The organism is Pseudogulbenkiania subflava DSM 22618, from assembly GCF_900177275.1.
In the GTDB taxonomy this organism is placed as follows: domain Bacteria; phylum Pseudomonadota; class Gammaproteobacteria; order Burkholderiales; family Chromobacteriaceae; genus Pseudogulbenkiania; species Pseudogulbenkiania subflava.
The window spans coordinates 72,603-90,850 of record NZ_FXAG01000015.1; the positions used below are offsets into that span (position 1 = coordinate 72,603).

The 18,248-nt window shown below is 69.1% G+C and carries 21 protein-coding genes; 11 read left to right on the top strand and 10 right to left on the bottom strand.

What is annotated here, in order from left to right; genetic code table 11:
• Positions 1–34: 34 nt before the first annotated feature.
• From B9N72_RS13710 to B9N72_RS13730, 5 genes are all read right to left on the bottom strand, one after another.
• Positions 35–1,474 (bottom strand): M48 family metalloprotease, encoded by a 1,440-nt coding sequence (locus B9N72_RS13710; protein WP_085276875.1) that lies wholly within the window; start codon positions 1,472–1,474, stop codon positions 35–37.
• A gap of 56 nt (positions 1,475–1,530) precedes the next feature.
• Entirely contained in the window at positions 1,531–3,201 is a 1,671-nt protein-coding gene (locus tag B9N72_RS13715) for a SulP family inorganic anion transporter (RefSeq protein WP_085276876.1), read from the bottom strand.
• On the bottom strand, positions 3,198–3,614 hold the full coding sequence (locus tag B9N72_RS13720; protein ID WP_085276877.1) for a YeeE/YedE family protein: 417 nt from the start codon (positions 3,612–3,614) through the stop codon (positions 3,198–3,200). Before B9N72_RS13720 ends, B9N72_RS13715 begins: the two co-directional genes overlap by 4 nt.
• 253 nt (positions 3,615–3,867) lie before the next feature.
• Positions 3,868–4,296, bottom strand: coding sequence for a YeeE/YedE family protein (locus B9N72_RS13725; protein WP_085276878.1), 429 nt, complete (start codon positions 4,294–4,296; stop codon positions 3,868–3,870).
• Complete coding sequence (locus B9N72_RS13730; RefSeq protein WP_085276879.1) at positions 4,293–4,631, bottom strand: ArsR/SmtB family transcription factor; 339 nt, start codon at positions 4,629–4,631, stop codon at positions 4,293–4,295. The genes B9N72_RS13725 and B9N72_RS13730 overlap by 4 nt, the downstream gene beginning before the upstream one ends.
• Positions 4,632–4,738: 107 nt before the next feature.
• On the opposite strand from B9N72_RS13730, the gene B9N72_RS13735 reads away from it, so the two are divergent.
• The 10 genes from B9N72_RS13735 (at position 4,739) to B9N72_RS13780 (ending at position 12,017) form a co-directional block, all read left to right on the top strand.
• Positions 4,739–5,599: an MBL fold metallo-hydrolase gene (locus B9N72_RS13735; protein ID WP_085276880.1), complete on the top strand. Its 861-nt coding sequence runs from the start codon at positions 4,739–4,741 to the stop codon at positions 5,597–5,599.
• 169 nt (positions 5,600–5,768) lie between these two features.
• Positions 5,769–6,431: a 5-oxoprolinase subunit PxpB gene (pxpB, locus tag B9N72_RS13740; protein ID WP_085276881.1), complete on the top strand. Its 663-nt coding sequence runs from the start codon at positions 5,769–5,771 to the stop codon at positions 6,429–6,431.
• The gene (locus B9N72_RS13745) at positions 6,424–7,350 is read left to right on the top strand and encodes a 5-oxoprolinase subunit C family protein (protein WP_085276882.1); all 927 of its coding nucleotides are present in this window, start codon (positions 6,424–6,426) and stop codon (positions 7,348–7,350) included. The genes pxpB and B9N72_RS13745 overlap by 8 nt, the downstream gene beginning before the upstream one ends.
• Complete coding sequence (gene pxpA / locus B9N72_RS13750; RefSeq protein WP_085276883.1) at positions 7,340–8,080, top strand: 5-oxoprolinase subunit PxpA; 741 nt, start codon at positions 7,340–7,342, stop codon at positions 8,078–8,080. The genes B9N72_RS13745 and pxpA overlap by 11 nt, the downstream gene beginning before the upstream one ends.
• 221 nt (positions 8,081–8,301) lie before the next feature.
• Positions 8,302–8,748, top strand: coding sequence for a GNAT family N-acetyltransferase (locus tag B9N72_RS13755; protein WP_085276884.1), 447 nt, complete (start codon positions 8,302–8,304; stop codon positions 8,746–8,748).
• Positions 8,749–8,870: 122 nt separating this feature from the next.
• A complete protein-coding gene (locus B9N72_RS13760; RefSeq protein ID WP_085276885.1) occupies positions 8,871–9,449 on the top strand; it encodes a beta-class carbonic anhydrase in 579 nt (192 codons plus the stop codon).
• Complete coding sequence (gene nadD, locus B9N72_RS13765) at positions 9,446–10,102, top strand: nicotinate-nucleotide adenylyltransferase (RefSeq protein WP_085276886.1); 657 nt, start codon at positions 9,446–9,448, stop codon at positions 10,100–10,102. The genes B9N72_RS13760 and nadD overlap by 4 nt, the downstream gene beginning before the upstream one ends.
• Positions 10,103–10,188: 86 nt before the next feature.
• On the top strand, positions 10,189–10,557 hold the full coding sequence (rsfS, locus tag B9N72_RS13770; RefSeq protein ID WP_085276887.1) for a ribosome silencing factor: 369 nt from the start codon (positions 10,189–10,191) through the stop codon (positions 10,555–10,557).
• 238 nt (positions 10,558–10,795) lie between these two features.
• Positions 10,796–11,266, top strand: coding sequence for a 23S rRNA (pseudouridine(1915)-N(3))-methyltransferase RlmH (gene rlmH, locus B9N72_RS13775; RefSeq protein ID WP_085276888.1), 471 nt, complete (start codon positions 10,796–10,798; stop codon positions 11,264–11,266).
• Positions 11,267–11,498: 232 nt separating this feature from the next.
• Positions 11,499–12,017, top strand: coding sequence for a YcnI family protein (locus B9N72_RS13780; RefSeq protein ID WP_085276889.1), 519 nt, complete (start codon positions 11,499–11,501; stop codon positions 12,015–12,017).
• Between the two features lie 170 nt (positions 12,018–12,187).
• Here the strand turns inward: B9N72_RS13780 and B9N72_RS13785 are convergent, their stop codons facing one another.
• Positions 12,188–12,580: a YidB family protein gene (locus B9N72_RS13785; RefSeq protein WP_085276890.1), complete on the bottom strand. Its 393-nt coding sequence runs from the start codon at positions 12,578–12,580 to the stop codon at positions 12,188–12,190.
• 105 nt (positions 12,581–12,685) lie between these two features.
• Here B9N72_RS13785 and B9N72_RS13790 point away from each other — a divergent pair, with 105 nt between their 5' ends.
• Positions 12,686–13,420 (top strand): lytic transglycosylase domain-containing protein, encoded by a 735-nt coding sequence (locus B9N72_RS13790; RefSeq protein ID WP_085276891.1) that lies wholly within the window; start codon positions 12,686–12,688, stop codon positions 13,418–13,420.
• A gap of 29 nt (positions 13,421–13,449) precedes the next feature.
• Here the strand turns inward: B9N72_RS13790 and B9N72_RS13795 are convergent, their stop codons facing one another.
• From B9N72_RS13795 to leuS, 4 genes are all read right to left on the bottom strand, one after another.
• A complete protein-coding gene (locus tag B9N72_RS13795) occupies positions 13,450–13,737 on the bottom strand; it encodes a hypothetical protein (RefSeq protein ID WP_234985990.1) in 288 nt (95 codons plus the stop codon).
• Between the two features lie 166 nt (positions 13,738–13,903).
• On the bottom strand, positions 13,904–14,908 hold the full coding sequence (gene holA, locus B9N72_RS13800; protein WP_085276892.1) for a DNA polymerase III subunit delta: 1,005 nt from the start codon (positions 14,906–14,908) through the stop codon (positions 13,904–13,906).
• Entirely contained in the window at positions 14,889–15,419 is a 531-nt protein-coding gene (locus tag B9N72_RS13805; RefSeq protein WP_085276893.1) for an LPS-assembly lipoprotein LptE, read from the bottom strand. The genes holA and B9N72_RS13805 overlap by 20 nt, the downstream gene beginning before the upstream one ends.
• A gap of 190 nt (positions 15,420–15,609) precedes the next feature.
• Positions 15,610–18,228, bottom strand: a complete 2,619-nt coding sequence (leuS, locus tag B9N72_RS13810) for a leucine--tRNA ligase (protein WP_085276894.1) — start codon at positions 18,226–18,228, stop codon at positions 15,610–15,612.
• Positions 18,229–18,248: the final 20 nt, after the last annotated feature.

The following is an 18,248-nucleotide window of genomic DNA, read 5'->3' on the forward strand; positions in this document are numbered from 1 at the left end:
TGCGATTCCGGGCCGGTGGATGGCCGCGGCAGGCTCAACTGCGCGCCTGGCGGCGTTCTTCCTTGAGCCTGTTCTGCAGTTCGCGGATGCGCGCCTCGATCGAGGAACGCAGGTAGAAATCGTCGCCCGGGGCCTGGCTGGCGTACTGGAATTGCTCCAGCGCCGCCTCGTAGCGCTGCTCGTAATAGAACGCCTGGCCCAAGGCGGCGTGGTAGCGCAGCGCGTCCCGGTCGGCGTAGACGGCGGCCTGGCGCCGGTACAACGCGGGTTCGGAGGGGTAACGGTTGAGCTCGCCGCGCAGCCGCGTCAGCGCCGCCTCGCGCTGGCCGCTGTCGAGCAGGGTGTCGATCTCGCCGTAGCGCAGCGGGCCGTAACCGGGGAAGGCCGCCAGGCCGCGCCGGTAGGCGTCCAGCGCCGCCGTCCAGTTGCGCTCGGCGCGCTCGATGGCGGCCTCCTGGCCGAACAGCAGCGGGCTTGCCGGCAGGCGCCGGCGCGCCTCGGCCAGCGCCTCGCGCGCCGGACCGGGCTGGTTGGCGGCGAGCCGCGCCAGCGACAGGCCGTACCACTGCGCGCCCTCGCTGAGGAACTGGCGGCTCTTCAGGCTGGACTGGTAATAGCGCAGCGCCTCTTCGCGCCCCAGCGTCGCCAGCCGCAGTTTCTCCCGTACCAGCAGGTAGGCGGTGCTGTCGGCGTGCATCCTGAGCGGAAACGCCAGCGCCCGGTCCTGCGCTTCGCTGATGCGCTCGCCGGTGACCGGGTGCGAGCGCAGGAAGGCCAGCGCGTTGTTGTCGTTGAAGCGGTTGCTCTGCTGCATGCGCTGGAAGAAAGTCGGCATGGCGCGCGCGTCGAAGCCGGCGGCGGCCAGGTACTGCATGCCGAGGCGGTCGGCCTCGCGTTCGAAATCGCGCGTGTAGGCGAGCTGGCTCGACACCGACAGGCCGATGCCGGCGTTGATGGCGCCGAACGCGGCGTCGGAGTTGCCGGCGCGCGAGGCCAGCGCCCCGGCCAGCAGCGCCGCCAGCAGCCACAGCTGGTTGGGGGCGCTGGCGGCCTTGAGGCGCGCCAGGTGGTGCTGGCTGGCGTGGGCGATCTCGTGCGCCAGCACCGAGGCCAGCTCGGCCTCGCTCTGCGTCGTCAGCACCAGCCCGGAATGCACGCCGATGTAGCCGCCGGGCATGGCAAAGGCGTTGATGCTGCGCTCGTTGACGGCGAAGAACGAAAAATTCAGATCCGGTGCCTGCGCCGCCTGCCCCAGCCGCCCACCTAGTTCCTGCAGGTAGGCGGAGACGTCGGCGTCGTCCAGGGTTTCGCCGGATTCGCGCAGGCGGTTCATCACGTCGCGCCCGACCGCCGCTTCCTGGCTCGGGCTGAACGAGGCGGACGAGGCATCGCCCAGCTCGGGCAGGTCGATCTGGGCGGAGACGGTGCCGGACAGGGCCAGGGCCAGCGCGGCGGCGGTGAGGGCGGTTTTCATGTCCAGCCTATGATACCCATCGCCGGCGCAAAGTTGCAGCCGGCGTGCGCCGCGTTTCAGATATGAAAGTCCGGTGCCGGCGCGTAGTGGCGCCAGGCCTGGTCGGTGGAGAGGAAGTGGCGCCCGGCGAAACGCTCGAGCAGGCCGGCACGCGCCAGCACCGTGCCCACCGGTCCCTTGACCTCGGCCAGCGCCAGCGTCACGCCGCGCAGCGCCAGGCTGTCGTCAAGCCACTGCAGCATCGTCACGGCACTGGCGTCGAGGCGGTTGACCGCGCTCATGATCAGCACCAGCGTGGTGAGCTGCGGCCGCTCGGCGAGGCGGTCGAGCACGGTGTCGCGCACCAGCCGGGCGTTGCCGAAGTACAGGCTTTCGTCGACGCGCAGGAACAGCACGCCGGGTAGCGTCTCGGTGGCAAAGCGCGTGACGTTGCGGTAGTGCTGGGTGCCCGGCAGCCGCCCCACCTCGGCCATGTGCGGCCGGCTGCTGCGCCACAGCCAGGCGCCCAGCGACACCAGCACGCCGGCGACGATGCCGCTCTCGACGCCGAGCAGCAGCACCAGCACGAAGGTCAGCACGAACGCCACGGCGTCGGCGCGGTCGGCGCGCCAGGCCTGGCGCAAGGCGCCAAAACCGATGCTGGGGTAGACCGCCACGACGATGGTGGCGGCCAGCACCGCGAGCGGCAGGCTGGCCAGCGCGGCCCCGGCGAACAGCAGCACCAGCGCGATGCCGCCGGCGCTGATCCACGACGCCAGCGGACTGTGCGCCCCGGCGGCGGCGTTGACCAGCGAGCGGCTCAGGCCGCCGGTGACCGGAAAGCCGCCGAACAGCCCTGCACCAAGGTTGCACACGCCGAGCGCGAGCAGTTCGCGGTCCGGTTCCACCCGCTCATGGCGGGGTTCGGCCAACAGCTGCGCCACCGACAGGCTCTGCACGTAGTTGATCAGCGCCATGAAGAAGGCCGGCAGCATCAGCTCGGCGAGCCGCTCCCAGGGTAGCCGCGGCAGCGCGAACGCGGGCAGCCCGGCCGGCACCGCGCCCACCACCGGCAGCCGCGTGGCCCAGCCGGCCTCGCGCACCGCCACGATGCCCAGCAGCACCGCCAGTACCGGCGCGGCGCGCGCCAGCGTCGGCGGCAGCAGGCGCCTTGCCCCCACCAACCACAGCAGGGTCAGCGCGCCCACGCCCAGCGCCAGCGGGTTGAAGCCTTGCCAGCCGTCCAGCACCGCCGCCAACAGCGCCGGCAGCGCGGCACCGCCGCCGTGCAGCCCGAGCAGCGGCGCCAGTTGCGCCAGCACGATCAAGAGCGCCGAGGCCGCGGTGAACGCGGCCAGCACCGGCGCCGAGAGGAAATCGGCGAGGAAGCCGAGACGCGCCACCCCGAGCGCGACCAGCATCGCCCCGGACAACAGCGCCAGCCACACCGCCAGCGCCAGGTACTCCGCACTGCCCGGCGCGGCCAGGCGCGACAGCGTCGCCGCCGCCAGCAGCGAGGTCAGCGCCATCGGCCCGACCGACTGCGCGTGGCTCCGGCCGATCAAGCCGTACAGCAGCAAGGGAGGCAGGCTGGCGTACAGGCCGGTCACCGGCGGCAGCCCGATCACCAGCGCGTAGGCGAGGCCCTGCGGCACCAGCAGCAGCGTCACCACCACCCCGGCCACGACGTCGCCGTGCAGCCAGGCGCGGCGGTAATGGCGCAGCCAACCGGGCAGCCAGGCCGTCATGCGCGCTTGTGTTCTAGCAGGCGGAACAGTTCCATGCCGGCCAGCATCGCCGAGACGAACACCAGCGCCGGTCCGGACAGCGTGCCCAGCAGCACCAGCGCCGGGCCCGGGCACAGCCCGGCCAGGCCCCAGCCGATGCCAAACAGCAGGCTGCCCAGCACCAGGCGCGGCGTGATCTCGCGCGTGCCCGGCAGGTGCAAGGGCTCGCCCAGCCAGCTCTGCTTACGCTGACCGGCGAGCCGGAACGGCAGGAAGGCGGCGCCGATGGCACCCGCCATCACCAGCGCCAGGCTCGGGTCCCAGGCGCCGGCCAGATCGAGGAAGCCCTGCACCTTGGCCGGATTGGCCATGCCCGAGAGGATCAGGCCGAGGCCGAAGACCAGTCCGGCCAGCAATGCCGATAGTGTTTTCATCGTTGTCTCTCTTGATTCGAACCTGATTCAGTAGGCGAGCGAGCCAAGGCAGGTTGAGTGTCACCGGAACACAGGAACCGGAATGGACACGGAGTCCATGAGGATTCCGCATCGCTGAGCGAATCCCTACGTGCAAATCCATCGCTGGACCAATCTAAAGATTGGCACGCAGGGATTTGCTCAGCGATAGATTCGCACGCAGTACCGCCGGCGCTCGAAATGCGAAGGCGCAGCCGCCGAATGGAACAGGTTGCTACGCCAGGACGTGGCGCAGCAGATACACCGTGCCGAAGCCCGCCGCCATGAAGCTCAGCGTGGCCACCAGCGAACGCGGGCTCAGCCGCGCCAGCCCGCACACGCCGTGACCGCTGGTGCAGCCCGAGGCGTAACGCGTGCCGACCCCGACCAGCAGCCCGGCCAGCGCCAGCTGCGGCCACGCGGCCGTGACGTTGGCCGAAGGCATGTCGCCCGCCAGCACGCGGTAGAGCAGCGGTGCCAGCACCAGACCGGCGATGAAGGCGGCGCGCCCGCGCCAGTCGGCGGCGCGGTCCACCAGACCGCCCAGCAGGCCGCTGATGCCGGCGATGCGCCCGTTGGCGAGCACCAGCCAGCTCGCCGCCAGGCCGATCAGCACGCCGCCGGCGAGCGACGCCAGCGGGGTGAAGTGGTTCCAGTCGATCATGCCGTCTCCTCCTCGGTCGAATCCGCCGCCGGCGCCGTGGCGTCGCTGCAGAACAACCCGTGCAGCGCGTCCAGCAGTACCAGCGCCTCGTCGCTGGCGATGCGGTAGTAGATCCACTTGCCTTCACGCCGGGTGGCCACCAGCCCCTCGTTGCGCAGCACGCCGAGCTGCTGCGACAGCGTGGGCTGGCGGATGCCGGTGAGACGCTCCAGTTCCGACACCGTCTTCTCGCCGTCCACCAGCTGGCACAGCAGCAGCAGCCGGTCCTCGTTGGCCAGGCTGCGCAGCAGCGCCGAGGCCTTGCCGGCGTTTTCACGCAGTAGCGATAAATCCATCGTCCATACTCTCTTTAATGAGGCTTGCGGTTGACTTCATTATATTGATTTATATATCGTTAATCAATATAGTGTTTGCCAACACCACTCCTGCCACGAGGTCGACCATGTCCGCCCAGATCGAAGCCTTCTACGATCCCGCCACGCACACCATTTCCTACGTGGTGTACGACCAGCCCGGCGGCCACGCCGCCATCATCGACCCGGTGCTCGACTACGACGCCAAGGCCGGGCGCACCGGCACCGTCTCGGCCGGGCGCATCCGCGAGTTCGTGGCGACGCACGGCCTGAGCGTCGACTGGATCCTGGAGACGCACGCCCACGCCGACCACCTCTCCGCCGCCGCGCTGCTGCGCGACACGCTGGGCGGGCGCATCGCCATCGGCGCCGGCATTCCCGCGGTGCAGCGCATCTTCAAGGACATGTTTCATCTGGGAGAGGAGTTCCGCAGCGACGGCAGCCAGTTCGACGTGCTGCTGCACGACGACGAGCGCTTCATGATCGGCACGCTGGAGGCGCGCGCGCTGGCCGTGCCCGGCCACACCCCGGCCGACATCGCCTACCAGATCGGCGACGCGGTGTTCGTCGGCGACACCCTGTTCATGCCCGACGTCGGCTCGGCGCGCTGCGACTTCCCCGGCGGCGACGCCGCCACCTTGTACCGCTCGGTGCGACGCCTGCTGTCGTTGCCGGACGAGACGCGGCTGTTCATGTGCCACGACTACCCGCCGGAAGGGCGCGCGCCGCGCTGGGAAACCACCGTGGCCGAACAGCGCGCACACAACATCCACCTGCACGACGGCATCGGCGAGGCCGACTTCGTCGCCATGCGCGAGGCGCGCGACGCCACGCTGGAAGTACCGGTGCTGATCCTGCCCGCGGTACAGGTCAACATCCGCGCCGGCCAGTTGCCGCCGGCCGAGTCCGACGGCTACTCCTACCTGAAGATTCCGCTCAACCGGCTGTAGACCTTCCCCTCTTAATGGGCCGAAAAGCGGTGCCACGCCGGGTCGCCATATCCAATACAATGGAGCGACACTTAATCGGGCACCGCCGGCCATTCTTGATGTTGTCCCTAAGCACACCGATCGCACCGCCGGCACACCAGCCGGAACAGGACCACCAACGGAGCGCGCCTTGAAGCCAGCCGCCGTCCGCTTCTACCTGCTGGGGGAGCGCGCCGCCGTGCTGGCGGCCGACGCCCCGGCCGAGCTGGCCTGCCAGCGGCGCATCTGGTGGCTGGCGAGCCAGTTGCGCGGCCACCCCGGGCTGATCGACATCGTGCCCGGCATGAACAACCTGACCGTGGTGTTCGACCCGCTCGCCGTCGACGGCGAGGCCATGCTGAGCGAGCTGCAACAGCGCTGGAGCGGCGCCGCCGAGGCATGCGTCACCCCGCGCGAGGTGCGCATCCCGGTACGCTACGGCGGAGCGGACGGCCCGGACCTGGACCACGTCGCGCGCCACGCCGGCCTGTCCCCCGCCGAGGTGGTGGCCGCCCACAGCGGCGCGCACTACACCGTGTTCTTTCTCGGCTTCCAGCCCGGTTTCGCCTACTTGGGCGGCCTGCCCGAGGCGCTCGCCACGCCGCGCCGCGCCGAGCCGCGCCTGGCGGTGCCGGCGGGCTCGGTCGCCATCGGCGGCAGCCAGACCGGCGTCTATCCGGCCGCCGCCCCCGGCGGCTGGCATCTCATCGGCCGCACCGCGCTGACCCTCTTCGACCCGCGGCGCGAGCCGCCCTCGCTGCTGCTGCCGGGCGACAGCGTGCGCTTCGTCGCTGAGGAGGCCGACCATGCTTGAAATCCTGCGTCCCGGGGTACAGACCACGGTGCAGGACCTGGGGCGCCACGGCCTGCGCCACCTGGGTATCGGCCAGAGCGGCGCGCTCGACGCGCCGGCGCTGCGCATCGCCAACCGCCTGGTCGGCAACCCGGAAGGCGCGGCCGCGCTGGAGATCACACTCGGGCCGGTGCGCCTGCGCTTCCTGCGCGACGGCTGGCTGGCGCTCAGCGGCGCCGATTTCGACGCCACGCTGGACGGCCAGCCGGTGTGGTGCGGCTGGCGCCAGGCGGTGCGCGCCGGCCAGGAGCTGCACCTGGCGGGCAGCCGCCGCGGCATGCGCGCCTACCTGGCGGTGGACGGCGGCATTGCCGTGCCCGAGGTGCTGGGGGGGCGCGCCACCGATCTGGCCGCCGGCTTCGGCGGCTTCGCGGGCCGCGCGCTGCAGGCCGGCGACCGCCTGCCGCTGGGCGAGCCGCTGGCGCTCGAGGGCAAGGCGGGCAGTCGCCCGCCGGCGTGGACGCCGGAGATCCGCGCCCTGCCCGGCCCGGAATACGCGGAATTCAGCGCCGCCGCGCAGCATGCCCTGTGGAGCCGCCCCTGGCACGTCACCGCGCAGAGCAACCGCATGGGCTACCGCCTGGCCGGGCCGACGCTGGACCGCACGGCACGCCACGAGCTGCTGTCGCACGGCGTGCTGCCGGGCGTGGTGCAGGTGCCGCCCGGCGGCCAGCCCATCGTGCTGCTGGCCGACGCCCAGACCACCGGCGGCTACCCGCGCATCGCCACGGTGATCGAGGCCGACCTGTGGAAGCTGGCGCAGGCCCGCCCCGGCGCCGAGCTGCATTTCGTCCCCACCACGTTGGCCGAAGCGCGCCACGCCCTGCAGCAGCAGCGCTATCACCTGAATCGTTTCAACTGGAGTGCCTATGGAGATTGATCTGAACGCCGATCTCGGCGAGGGCTGCGGCGACGACGCGGCAATCCTGGACTGCGTCAGCTCGGCCAACATCGCCTGCGGCTGGCACGCCGGCGATGCCGACACCATGCGCGCCGCGGTGCGGGCCGCCAAGGCACGCGGCGTGGCGGTGGGGGCTCATCCCAGCTTTCCCGACCGCGAGCACTTCGGCCGCCGCGCGATGCAGCTGCCGCCCGGCACCGTCTACAGCGGCGTGCTGTACCAGATCGGCGCACTGCAGGCGATCGCCCGCGGCGAGGGCGTGCGCCTCACCCACGTCAAGCCGCACGGCGCGCTCTACAACCAGGCGGCGCGCGACCCGCAGCTGGCCGCGGCCATCGTGCGCGCGGCGCAGGCGGCCGACCCGGCGCTGGCCGTGGTCGGCCTCGCCGGCAGCGAGCTGGTGCGCCAGGCGCGGGGCGCCGGGCTGCGCGCGCTGGACGAGGTATTCGCCGACCGCGCCTATCAGGCGGACGGCAGCCTGGCGCCGCGCGGCAGCCCCGGCGCGGTGATCGAGGACGAGGAAGAGGCACTGGCGCAGACGCTGCAGATGATCACCCAGGGCCGCGTCACCGCGCTCGACGGCAGCAGCGTCGCGCTGCATGCCGACACCGTCTGCCTGCACGGCGACGGCGCCCACGCCGTGGCCTTCGCGCGGCGGCTGCGGCGCGAGCTGCTGGCGCGGGGCCTGACCCTGCGCGCGCCGGGGTAGCAATCTGTTCTATTGGCCAGCGGGCACTAGCGGTGCGGCTCGCCGACGACGCTACCCGTAGGCGATGCTGCTGTCGAAGCGCACGCTCGGCCGCATCCATCAAGACCACTATCCCGCGGCCTCCGCAGCGGTGCGCCGCCCCGGCTTCGGACAGGGCGGCACCCGCCTCCACCCTGGCTGGCCGCCCGTCGTCAACTGTAACCCGCAAGGAGCCCTGCCCCATGTCCACCACCCCCGCCCTGCTGTTGCGTCCGGCCCGCGCCGGCGACATCGACGCCCTCGCCGCGCTGTCCGGCGAACTGGGCTACCCGTGCGACCCGGGCCGGTTCGCGGCGCGCTGCGCCACGCTGCTGGCGGCACCGGAACAGCACTTCGTCGGCGTGGTCGAAGGCAATGGGGTGGTGTGCGGCTGGATCCACGCTTTCGTGCTGACGCTGCTGGAAGCAGACCCCACCGTGGAAATCGGCGGGCTGGTAATCGGCGCCGACTGGCGCGGCCAGGGACTGGGAGCGATGCTGCTGGACGCCGGCGAGCAATGGGCGCGGCAACGCGGTATCGCCAGCGTCAGCCTGCGCAGCGCCGAGTACCGCCACGACGCGCACCGCTTCTATCTGCGCCAGGGTTACCAGCACGTCAAGAACCAGTTGATGTTGCGCAAAACCCTCTAAATCACGGGGTTGGCATCGCCACCAACCGTGGTAGCATTGCTGCCGGCCAAAATAGAGCAAACACCCGAGAACCCGTGCAGCCACCCGCTGCCCGCGGGCAAGCATCGAAACAGGAGAACACCATGGGCCTGCTTAACAGCTTGCTGGAACACAATCGCAGCTTCGTCGACAACCGCGAATACGAGCAATTCCAGACCGACAAGTTTCCCGACAAGAACCTGGCCGTGCTGGCCTGCATGGACGCGCGCCTGGTGGAACTGCTGCCCAAGGCGATGGGACTGAAGAACGGCGACGCCAAGCTGATCAAGAACGCCGGCGCGCTGGTTACCCACCCCTGGGGTTCGGTGATGCGCAGCCTGCTGGTCGCCATCTACGAACTGCGCGCCGAGGAAATCTGCGTGGTGGCGCACCGCGACTGCGGCATGAACGCCATCGACCCGGCGAGCATCCTCGACGCCGCCTGCCGGCGCGGCGTCAGCGCCGACACGCTGGCCACGCTGCGCAGCGCCGGCATCAACCTGGAAGGCTGGCTCAAGGGCTTCGACAACGTCGAGGACAGTGTGCGCCACACCGTCAACGTCATCCGCACCCACCCGCTGATGCCGCGCGACGTGCCGGTGCACGGCCTGATAATCCACCCGGTGACCGGCCAGCTCGACCTGATCGTCGACGGCTACGCCACCCTGCCCAAGGCCGCATGACCCACGCCATCGGGCTGTTCGGCGGCACCTTCGACCCGATCCACAACGCCCACCTGCGCATGGCCGAGGCGTTTCGCGAGCAGTGCCGGCTGGCCGAGGTGCGGCTGATCCCGGCCGGCCAGCCCTACCACCGCGCGCAGGCGCCGCACGCGTCGCCGGCACAGCGCCTGGCGATGGTCGAACTGGCCATCGCCGGCCGTCCCGGTCTGGTCGCCGACGACCGCGAAGTGCGCCGGCCGCGCCCGGCCTACACCGTCGAAACGCTGGAAGAACTGCGCGCCGAAATCGGTGCGGAGGCGCCGCTGTGGCTGCTGATCGGCGGCGACTCGCTCGCCACACTCGACAGCTGGCGGCGCTGGCGCGAACTGTTCGAGCTGGCGCACGTGGCGGTGGCGCTGCGCCCCGGCTTCGATCCGGCCACCCTTCCTGCCGCCGTGCGCCACGAGTGGCAGACGCGCCAAGTCCCTGATTTTCCAAATCGAACGCCTTCCGGTACAATCCGCCCCTTGGCTTTGCCGCCGGTGGCGCTCTCCGCCACCGACATCCGCGCCAGACTGGCCCGCGGGGACGACGTCAGCGAACTGATTCCCCCGCCGGTCCTCGGCTACCTGCGCGCGCACCGGCTCTACCAGACGAGCCCGGCCGGCCCCTGAACGGCCGCCCGGCGGTCAAAGCCCCTGAATACCGGATGTTGCCTTAGCCAAAACGCAACGTCCTACCCAACATTGCGGAAGGAAACATGGAAATCGACGCTATCGCCAAACTGGCCGTGGAAGCCCTGGAAGACATCAAGGGCAAGGACATCATCGAACTCGACACCAGCGAACTGACCTCGCTGTTCCAGCGCATGGTCGTCTGCACCGGCGACTCCAACCGTCAGGTCAAGGCGCTGGCCAACAACGTGCAGGTCACCCTGAAGGAAGCCGGCGTCGACATCGTCGGCAGCGAAGGCCAGGAATCGGGCGAATGGGTGCTGGTCGACGCCGGCGACGTGGTAATCCACGTCATGCTCCCGGCCGTGCGCGACTACTACGACCTCGAAGCGCTGTGGGGCGGCCAGAAGCCGTCGTTCCTGCCCACCGGCGGCAAGCCGTGGTCGGTGCTCTGAGAACCTGTTCACGATCTGTCGCGAGCAGCCCTCAGCGGGGTGAAGAGCAGCGCAGAAACCGGAATGTACTGGAGTACATGAGGATTTCGAGCAGCACATGAGCCCCGATCAGGGAGGCGCAGCACGATCGGGAACGGGTTCTGAGCGTAGCGCCGGACATATCCCGCCCCCCCTTGGCCGAAGCACCGGCGCCTCGACGCGCCATGGGCTTCGGCCATGCTTTTTCCCTGCTGACACCATGAAAATCACCATTCTCGCCGTCGGCACCAAGATGCCGCACTGGGTCGACGAGGCCTACCAGGACTACGCCAAGCGCTTCGGCCGCGACGTCACGCTGGAACTGAAGGAAATCAAGCCGGAGAAACGCGGCGGCGGCGTCACCGCGGAAAAGGGCATCGCCGCCGAACACGCCCGGCTCATGGCGGCCATCCCGCCGCGCAGCCGGCTGGTGGTGCTGGACGAGCGCGGCCGCAACTGGACCACGATGAAACTGGCCGAGGCGATGAAGGACTGGCTCGCCGGCGGCGACGACCTGTGCTTCGTCATCGGCGGCGCCGACGGCCTCTCGGACGAGCTCAAGGCGCGTGCCGACACCCTGCTGCAATTGTCGGCGCTGACCATGCCGCACGGCATGGTGCGCGTGCTGCTGGCCGAACAGCTCTACCGCGCGCTGTCCATCCTCAACAACCACCCCTACCACCGCGAGTGACGCCGGCGGCCGGCGCGCCGTCCCACTAATGAAAAGCTCAGCCGCGTCGGGCATCACGCTGCCCCGGCCGCGCCGCCGCTTTCCCGCCGTTTACCTCCCGTCATCACGCCGGGCAAGGCAGTCCCCCGCCGGGGAAACCGTGCCACGGCTGCGACAGTTTGTCGCATTCCGCCGCCCGACCGGGGCGATTACACTGCGCCATCAAGAATTATTCTCAACCAGGAATTCACCGATGCGCCGCTCCCTCGCCCTGCTGCCGCTGCTGTTCGCCGCCGCCGCTTCCGCCCACATCACGCTGGAAACCCCGCAAGCCGACGCCGGCAGCACCTACAAGGGCGTGCTGCGCGTCGGCCACGGCTGCGATGGCTCTCCCACCACCGAACTGAGGCTCATCGTGCCGGCCGGTGTGGAAAAGCTCAAACCGATGCCGAAAGCCGGCTGGCAACTGACGGTGAAAAAGCACAAGCTGGCCCAGCCCTACGACTACTACGGCGAACAGGTGACCGAGGACGTCAGCGAGGTGAGCTGGAGCGGCGGCAATCTGCCGGAAGACTTCTACGACGAGTTCGTGTTCCGCGCCCGCCTGCCCAAAACGCCGGGCGAAACCCTGTATTTCAAGGTCGAGCAGCGCTGCGCCAAGGGTGAGACGCGCTGGGTCGACATCCCGGCCGCCGGCCAGGACGCCCATGACCTGCCGACCCCGGCCGCCGCACTGAAGCTGACCGCGCCGGGCGAAGGACATCGCCACTAGGCGGCACTACGCACCACACCATGACCAGCATGATCCCTTGCACCGTCCCCAGCTGTCCGGCCTGACCCGGCGGACCGAGAATCGCTCCGGTCACGGCCGTGACGGTGTGGCGTCAAAACAATCGAGGCTCCCGCGGGAGCCTCGATCCGTCCTTGCGCTTCAAACGCACATCAACCGCGGCCGAACAGCCCCGACAGCGCCTTCAGCCCCTGCTCCGCCAGATCGCCTGACGGCAGCTCGCCCCCCGGGGTGAGCTTGTCCACCAGCTGCGGCAGTTGCTCCGCCAGCTGCTGCGACAGCTGCGCGGTATCGATCCCCACCGATTGCGCCAGCCCCGCCAGCTGCTCGTTGCCGAGCACCGCCTGGATCTGCTCCGGCGACACCGCCAGGTTGGCACCGGTGCCGACCCAGCTGGACACGACGTCGCCCAGACCGCCCTGCTGGAACTTCTCAACCAACCCGGCCACACCGCCATTCTGCTCCAGCAGGCCCTGCGCCACTCCCAGCAATCCGCCGCCGGACTCGCCGCCGAGCAGGCCGGTCACTTGATCGAACAGGCTCATGTTTTCACCTCGCTTACTTGGAAAGTCATTTCAATGATCCTAGTATAAATAGCAAATAAATCAATCAGTTATATTTAACAAATCGTTGCTGACAGGGCCCTCATTATGAAGCCGACATTGATGCTGCTGTTCGCCCTGCTGTTATCCGGCTACGCCCGGGCCGATCTGTACGGCTACATCGACGCGCAGGGACAGGCGCATCTGGCCAACTACCCGGTCGACGAACGCTACCAGTTGTTCCAGCGCGGCAGCTCACCGACGCCAGAGCCCGCCGAGCGCTCCGCCGTACTGGCCGACGCCACCACCCCGGGCCTGGGCGCCACGCTCAGCAGCGACAGCCGTCCCCCCGAGCCCGTCAGCGTCAGCGAGGCCAGCGCCGTGCCCTTCGACCCGCAGCTGGCAGCACGCTTCAGCCGGCTGATCAGCCGCACCGCACGCGAGTTCGGGCTGGACGTCCAGCTACTGCATTCCATCGTCACCGTGGAATCCGCCTACAACCCGCTGGCCATCTCGCCCAAGGGCGCCGTCGGGCTGATGCAGGTGATGCCGGCCACCGGCAAGCGCTTCGGCATCACCGCACTCACCGACCCGCGCCAGAATCTCCTGGCCGGGGCACGCTACCTGCGCTTCCTGCAGGAACGCTTCAACCACGACCTGCCGCTGGTGATCGCCGCCTACAATGCCGGCGAGGGCGCGGTGCAGAAGTACCGCAACACCATCCCGCCGTTCCGCGAGACGCGGGACTACGTGGCCAAGGTGCTGGCGTCCTACCAGCAACGCAAGGGAGGGGAGAACGGGACGCGGGTGCGCGCCGTGTTCACGCCGGACGCCGGGTTCTAGCCGGCAACCGACGGGCAACGGCGCGGCGGCTAGAGACGGATGCCGAGAATATCGCCCAGCGAGTCGGCCAGGTCGCGATAGGTGGCGCGCTGGTCGAACACCCCGAGCAAACCGGGGAAAGCGTCCGGGCTCTGCAGGATCTGCGTCGCCTTGCGCGAACTCAGCTTGTGCACGCGCAGGATGCGCCCGTCCCAGTTGACCACCCGGCTATCGTCGGCGGTCAGCAGGGTATCCAGCGTTTGATAGATGTTCTCGACCACCATCATCTTGCTGCGCGTGCGGCCTTCGGCCTGCCAATTTTGTGCTGTCGCAGTCACACATGACTCCAATGTCATTTACAAGATTCGGGATCTAGCCCATTTGAAATGACAATGGTAAACGTCATAGGTTTCCATGACAACCGTATATTTTTTACGGCAATCGCGCCGGGCACGGCGCCAAAAACAGAAAACGGCACGCGGGGAGCGTGCCGTCACGGGAAAGTCAGGCCGCCAAGCGGGTGCCCAGCGCCTTCAGCGCCGCCCAGGCGTCGCCGGGCTCGACCCCCTTGATCAGACGATCGATGCGCGCGCAGTCGGCCAGCGCCGCCATCAGCGTGCGCGGTCCGATGCGGCGCAGCGCCGGCTCGGCCAGGCGCTGCTTGTCGCCCCACAGCTTGAGCTCGCGCGTGAGGTCGCGCACCTGGCGGCCATCCTTCAGCCCCTGGCGCAGCTTGAGCAGCATGCGTACGTCTTCGCTGAACGACCACAACACCAGCACCGGCGCCTCGCCCTCCGCCGCCAGGCCGTCGAGCATGCGTGTCACCCGCACCGTGTCGCCGCCCAGCCAGGCCGCCGACAGCTGGAACACGTCGAAGCGCGCCACGTTGGCCACGGCGTCCCGGACGGCGTCCAGGTCGAGGCAGGCGCCGGGGTGGAGGATGGCGAGCTTGTCGACCTCCTGGCGCGCCGCCAGCAGGTTGCCTTCGACGCGGTCGGCAAAGAAGCTCAACGCCTCCTCGCTCAGGCTCAGCCCCTGCGCCTTGAGGCGGCGGCTGATCCAGCCCGGCAGCTGCTGCCGGCTGACCGCCGCGGCGTGCACCACCACCGCGGCCTTTTCCAGCGCGGCGAACCACTTGCTGGAGAGTTGCACGCGCTCGAGCTTGGGCAGTATCACCAGGGTGACGGTGTCGGCCGGCGGGGCTTCGGCCAACCTTTGCAGCGCCTCGCCGCCTTCGCTGCCGGGCTTGCCGCCGGGGATGCGCAGCTCCAGCAGCTTGAGCGAGGCGAACAGCGACACGCTGCCCATCGCCTCGGTCAGCTGCGACCAGTCGAAGCCGCCCTCCACCGTCAGCACCTCGCGTTCGAGGTAGCCCTGCGCCCGGGCCGCCTGACGCAGCGCGTCGGCCGCCTCCAGCGCCAGCAGCGCCTCTTCGCCGTGGATCAGGTAGAGCGGCGCCAGGCCGCGCTCCAGTGCGGCGGGCAGGGCGTCAGGGCTGAGTGCCGGCATGCTCGCCCGGAGCCTCCTTCAGATAACCGAGCCGGGTCACCAGCTGCTCGGCGGCGTCACGCCGCATGTCGTTCCACAGCAGGGATTCTTCCTGTTCCTTGCCGAGAATCGCGCTGTCCGAATAGCCCAGGCTGCGACGCACGATCACCGTCATGTCCGGCCCCCAGGCCACGCCACGCTGGCTCAGCCGCGCCGTGACACGGTAGATCAACTGGTATTCGTTGACCTTGCCGACGCTGTTGATGGTGAGGATGTCCTTCGACACTTTTTCCTCGGTGATGGTCAGCGCCGCCTCGGCGTCCTTGGCCGACACCGTCACCGTGACGTGCGGCTGGCGCCGGAGCGCGGTGCGCAGGTAGGGCTTGAGGCTGCCATCGCCGCCGGAAAGGTAGACGCTGCCAAACGGCATCTGATGCACGGTCGAGCCCGCCGTGCCGCGCAGCTGGAAGCCGCAGGCCGCGAGCGAGAAGGCCAGCACGGCGCAGGCCAGCCAGCGGATGAATCGGGTCATGCCATTTCCCCCAGAGAAAAAGGCCGGGAAACCCGGCCCGTCGGGCCTGAAGGCCCGCATAAGCGGTTCAGGAGCGTGTCGCGCGCCCCAGAGCGGGGCTTGGCGGCCCGGCTCGCGGAAACCATGATGGACGCCCTGCCCATTCCGGTGCCCGCGCCGAGGCCGCTGGCGACAACGTCCGAACAGGTGCTTATACCACGATGTTGACCAGACGGCCCGGCACCACGATCACCTTCTTGGCCGGCTTGCCTTCCATGAACTTCTGCACGTTGTCGTTGGCCATGGCGGCGGCCTCGATCACGTCCTTGGCGGCGTCGGCGGCCACGGTGACGCTGCCGCGCAGCTTGCCGTTGACCTGCACCATCAGTTCGATCTCGCTCTTCACCAGCGCCGCTTCATCGACCTTGGGCCAGGCTTGCGCCAAGAGCTCGCTGCCCGGCTTCAGCGCGTTCCACAGCGCGTCGGTGAGGTGCGGCACGATCGGCGACAGCAGGATCACCACCGCTTCCAGCACTTCCTGCGCCACGGCGCGGCCGGCATCGCTGCTGCGGTCGGTCTTGTCGTAGGTGTTGAGCAGTTCCATCACCGCGGCGATGGCGGTGTTGAACTGCTGGCGGCGGCCGTAGTCGTCCGCCACCTTCTGGATCGTGCCGTGCAGCTTGAAGCGCAGCTCCTTCAGGCCGGCGTCGAGTTCGCCGCCCTGGTAGGCCGCCACCACGCCGCCGTCGGCGTGCTCCTTGACCACCTTCCACAGCCGCTTAAGGAAGCGGAACGCGCCTTCCACGCCGGCGTCGGACCATTCCAGGCTCTGCTCCGGCGGGGCGGCGAACATCATGAACAGGCGCGCGGTGTCGGCGCCGTACTTCTCGATGAACTCCTGCGGGTCGACGCCGTTGTTCTTCGACTTGGACATCTTCTCGATGCCGCCGATGGCCACCGGCTGGCCGTCGACGCGGTGCGTGGCGGACAGGATCTTGCCCTTGCCGTCGCGCTCGAGCACCACGTCCTGCGGCGCGATCCAGTCCTTGGAGCCGTTCGGCAGGTCGCGATAGAAGGTCTCGCACACCACCATGCCCTGGGTCAGCAGGCTCTTGAACGGCTCGTCGGACGACACCAGGCCCTCGTCGCGCATCAGCTTGTGGAAGAAGCGCGCGTACAGCAGGTGCAGGATGGCGTGCTCGATGCCGCCCACGTACTGGTCGACCTGCAACCAGTAGTCGGCCGCGTGCTTGTCCACCATCGCGGTGTCGCACTTCGGGCTGGCGTAGCGCGCGTAGTACCACGACGACTCGACGAAGGTATCCATGGTGTCGGTTTCGCGCTTGGCCGCGCCGCCGCACGTGGGACACGTGGTCTCGTAGAATTCCGGCATCTTGGCCAGCGGGGAGCCGGCGCCGTCCGGCACCACGTTCTCCGGCAGCACCACCGGCAGCTGGTCTGCCGGCACCGGCACGTCGCCGCAGCACGGGCAGTGGATGATCGGGATCGGGCAGCCCCAGTAGCGCTGGCGGCTGATGCCCCAGTCGCGCAGGCGGTACTGGGTCTTCTTGGTGCCGTGCGCCTGGGCGGCGAGGTCGGCGACGATGGCGTCGAACGCGGCCTGGTAGCCGAGACCGTCGTACTTGCCGGAGTTCACGGTCTTGACCGAGTCATCCTTGTCGGCATACCACTCGCGCCACACGGTCGCGTCGAAGTCGTCGTCGCCGGCGGCCTTGGCGATCACCTGCTTGATCGGCAGCGCGTACTTGTTGGCGAAGGCGAAGTCGCGCTCGTCGTGCGCCGGCACGGCCATCACCGCACCTTCGCCGTAGCCCCACAGCACGTAGTTGGCGACCCACACCGGCAGCTTGTCGCCGGTCAGCGGATGCACCACGGACAGGCCGGTCGGCATGCCCTTCTTCTCCATGGTCGCCATGTCGGCCTCGGCCACCGAGCCGGCCTTGCATTCGGCGATGAAGGCCTGCAGTTCCGGGTGGCTGGCGGCGGCCTGCGTCGCCAGCGGGTGCTCGGCGGCGACCGCGACGTAGGTGGCGCCCATCAGGGTGTCCGGACGGGTGGTGTAGACCTTCAGCTCGCCGCCGTGGCCGACCGACGCCTCGTCGTACGGGAACACGATCTCGGCGCCGAAGCTCTTGCCGATCCAGTTCCTCTGCATGGTCTTGACCTGCTCGGGCCAGCCGTCGAGCGTGTCGAGGCTGGTGAGCAGTTCATCGGCGTACTGGGTGATGGCGAAGTAGTACATCGGGATTTCGCGCTTTTCCACCAGCGCGCCCGAGCGCCAGCCACGGCCGTCGATCACCTGCTCGTTGGCGAGCACGGTGTGATCGACCGGGTCCCAGTTCACCACGCCGTTTTTCTTGTAGATCACGCCCTTCTCGAACAACTTGGTGAACAGCCACTGCTCCCAGCGGTAGTAGTCGGGCTTGCAGGTGGCGAGCTCGCGCTCCCAGTCGAGCGCGAAGCCCAGGCTGTCAAGCTGCTTCTTCATGTAGTCGATATTGGCGTAGGTCCACGCCGCCGGCGCGCCGCCGCTCTTCATCGCGGCGTTCTCGGCCGGCAGGCCGAAGGCGTCCCAGCCCATCGGCTGCAGCACGTTGTAGCCCTGGAAGCGCTTGAAGCGCGCCAGCACGTCGGTGATGGTGTAGTTGCGCACGTGGCCCATGTGCAGCTTGCCGGACGGATAGGGGAACATCGACAGCGCGTAGTACTTGGGGCGCGAGGTATCTTCGACGGCCTTGAAGGCGGCGGTGCGTTGCCATTTCTGTTGCGCGGCGGCTTCGATCTCGCGCGGGCTGTAATGTTCTTGCATGGTGATCTTGTCGGAATCCG